Below are 2577 nucleotides of genomic sequence, written 5' to 3' on the forward strand. Positions count from 1 at the left end.
AATGGATTTTTCAGATCGCCAGCAAGAGCCGGGCAAGAAGTTTATCGGCTTGGGGCTGGTATTAGCATTTCACGTGGTGCTGTTGTATGCGCTGCTCAATGGCTTGGGGAACAAGATCGTACAGATCATCCAAAAGCCCATGGAGACAAAAATAGTGGAAGAGGTCAAACCTCCGCCACCACCACCAGACACGCCACCACCACCGCCGCCGAAACTGTTGGCCCCACCGCCACCATTTATTCCGCCGCCGGAAGTGCAAGTACAGCAGCAACCACAGCAAAACACGATCAGCGCAGTGTCGAACGTGAAGCCGGACAACCCGGTGTTTGCTAAAACACAGCAAACAGCGCCGCCAGAGCCAGCAAAAGCAACTGGCCCGGTAACAGTGCCAGGTGTGATTGACTTTAACGTCAGTGGTTGCAAACCAGAGTACCCACGTGCGTCTTTACGTAATGAAGAGACCGGTACCGTGGTCTTGTCAGTATTGATTGGTGCCGATGGCGCCGTATCAGACGTCAAGATCGACAAATCCAGCGGTTTTCGCGGTTTGGACAATGCAGTGCGCGCACAGTTGATGTCGGGCTCTTGCAAAAACAAACCAGGTACTGTGGATGGCAAACCGCAAGCGACATGGACGAAAGTTCAGTACGTGTGGAAGCTTGACTAATAGCTAGACTAATTTAAAAGCCTGCGTAGCGTAGCTGCGCAAACTGAATAAAAATAGTTCGATGAGAATCGACGATATTTAAATCTAATTAACTGAGTAAGGAAGTAAGTTTATGAAATCTTTGTCCAAATTCCTGGCGACTGCCCTCCTGGCCTTGAGCGCTACTGTTGTTGCTCCAGTTTTTGCTGAAGAAGCTGCTTCTGCAGCCTCCACAGCAGCACCAGCAGCTTCCGCAACTGCACCAGCAGCGACTGACGCAGCACCAGCACCTGCAGCCGCTGACGCACCAACGAAAGAAGTCATCGAAAACCCATACGGCTTAGATGCACTGTGGAAAACAGGTGACTTTATCGCTAAAGGCACATTGATCATCATGGCAATCATGTCCATGGGTTCCTGGTACATTCTGATCACAAAGATCATCGATCAAGTGAAATTGTCCGGTCAGGCAACGGATGCACGTACTAAATTCTGGAAAGCTGGCTCTGTAGCGGCTGCTTCTGCGACATTGAAAGAAGGCAGCCCATTCCGTTTCATCGCTGATTCAGGCATCAAAGCGACTGAACACCATGAAGGCGCATTGTTAGAACAAATCGACCTCAACACATGGGTTTCTATGTCTATCCAACGCGCTGTTGATAAAGTTCAAAGCCGTTTGCAAGATGGTCTGGCATTTTTGGCGACAGTGGGTTCTACAGCACCGTTCGTTGGTTTGTTCGGTACAGTATGGGGTATTTACCATGCGTTGACAGCGATCGGTATGTCCGGTCAGGCATCGATCGATAAAGTTGCAGGTCCAGTGGGTGAAGCGCTGATCATGACGGCGATCGGTTTGGCGGTAGCGGTTCCAGCGGTGTTGGGTTACAACTTCCTGGTACGTCGCAACAAGAGCTCGATGGAAGAAGTTCGTGCATTTGCAGCTGACCTGCACTCTGTTGTGTTGTCTGGCAGTATGAGCAAAGTTGCCAAGAAGTAATCAGGCAATAGCAATAACAAAAAGCGAAAACCTCTCACCACAGAGATTAAAGAAAGAAAGCAGAGCAGAAAGCGGAGCAACAAGAAGCTTGTTTGGTCTGTCAGTAATTCTGAAGTGGTGAAGAGGTAGTAGTTTTAAATGTATAAGTAATCGAAAGAGACACATTATGGCAATGGCAATCGGCAACGATGGTGATGGCGAAGACGAAGTCAATAGCACCATCAACACCACCCCATTGGTAGACGTCATGCTGGTTTTGCTGATTATCTTCCTGATCACCGCGCCGGTGATTACAGATACAGTGAAGCTCAAGCTGCCGGCAGAAACCAACCAGATATTTAAAACCAAGCCAGAAAACATCACCATCTCGATAAGTAAAGATGGGGATATTTACTGGAATGGCGGCATGCGTCCGCTGCCAGGTGGTACGGAAGATTTGTTCGAGAAACTCAAAGTAGAAGCAGTGAAAGTCCCGCAACCGGAAGTCAATATTCGCGGCGATCAAAACGTTCGTTATGAATTTATCGGCAAAACGATCCTCAACGCCCAACGCGCAGGGATAGCAAAAGTGGGCTTCGTGATCGAACCACCACCACGCGGCTAATTGAGCGGGTACATAAAGGAAGATTATGGGAATGCAAATAGGTTCCGGCAGCTCTTCAGCCGATCCGGAAGTGATGATAGAAATGAACATGACGCCGTTGATCGACGTGATGTTGGTGTTGATCATCATGCTGATCATCACGATCCCTATTCAGAATCACTCAGTGAATCTGAATATGCCGACCAACACACCATCGAAGCCAACGGAGCCGCCAGTGGTGGTGAACATTGACGTTGATTTTGACGGTACGGTGTTGTGGAATGGCGCCGCATTGGCGAGCCGTGCGGAATTGGAAAGCAAGCTCACCGAAGTAGCGAGCAATCCAAATCA

The 2577-nt window shown here is 49.2% G+C and carries 4 protein-coding genes; all 4 read left to right on the forward strand.

The features are described 5' to 3' along the window. Window positions 1-667, forward strand: a 667-nt coding sequence (locus ACO0K1_RS19925) for an energy transducer TonB (RefSeq protein ID WP_423028915.1), incomplete at its 5' end; no start/stop codon positions are given. Between the two features lie 112 nt (window positions 668-779). Beyond that, window positions 780-1643, forward strand: coding sequence for a MotA/TolQ/ExbB proton channel family protein (locus ACO0K1_RS19930; RefSeq protein WP_423028917.1), 864 nt, complete (start codon window positions 780-782; stop codon window positions 1641-1643). Between the two features lie 166 nt (window positions 1644-1809). Continuing rightward, window positions 1810-2247: an ExbD/TolR family protein gene (locus tag ACO0K1_RS19935; RefSeq protein WP_423028919.1), complete on the forward strand. Its 438-nt coding sequence runs from the start codon at window positions 1810-1812 to the stop codon at window positions 2245-2247. Between the two features lie 25 nt (window positions 2248-2272). After that, window positions 2273-2577 (forward strand): ExbD/TolR family protein (locus ACO0K1_RS19940; protein WP_423028921.1); only part of this gene is annotated, 305 nt, incomplete at its 3' end.

This window comes from Undibacterium sp. SXout20W, assembly GCF_049340285.1.
Classification (GTDB): domain Bacteria; phylum Pseudomonadota; class Gammaproteobacteria; order Burkholderiales; family Burkholderiaceae_D; genus Undibacterium.

Excerpts from the sequence above, each read along its gene's own strand:
- ACO0K1_RS19935 (WP_423028919.1), top strand. The coding sequence starts at position 1,810 with ATGGCAATGGCAATCGGCAACGATGGTGATGGCGAAGACGAAGTCAAT.
- ACO0K1_RS19930 (WP_423028917.1), top strand. The coding sequence starts at position 780 with ATGAAATCTTTGTCCAAATTCCTGGCGACTGCCCTCCTGGCCTTGAGC.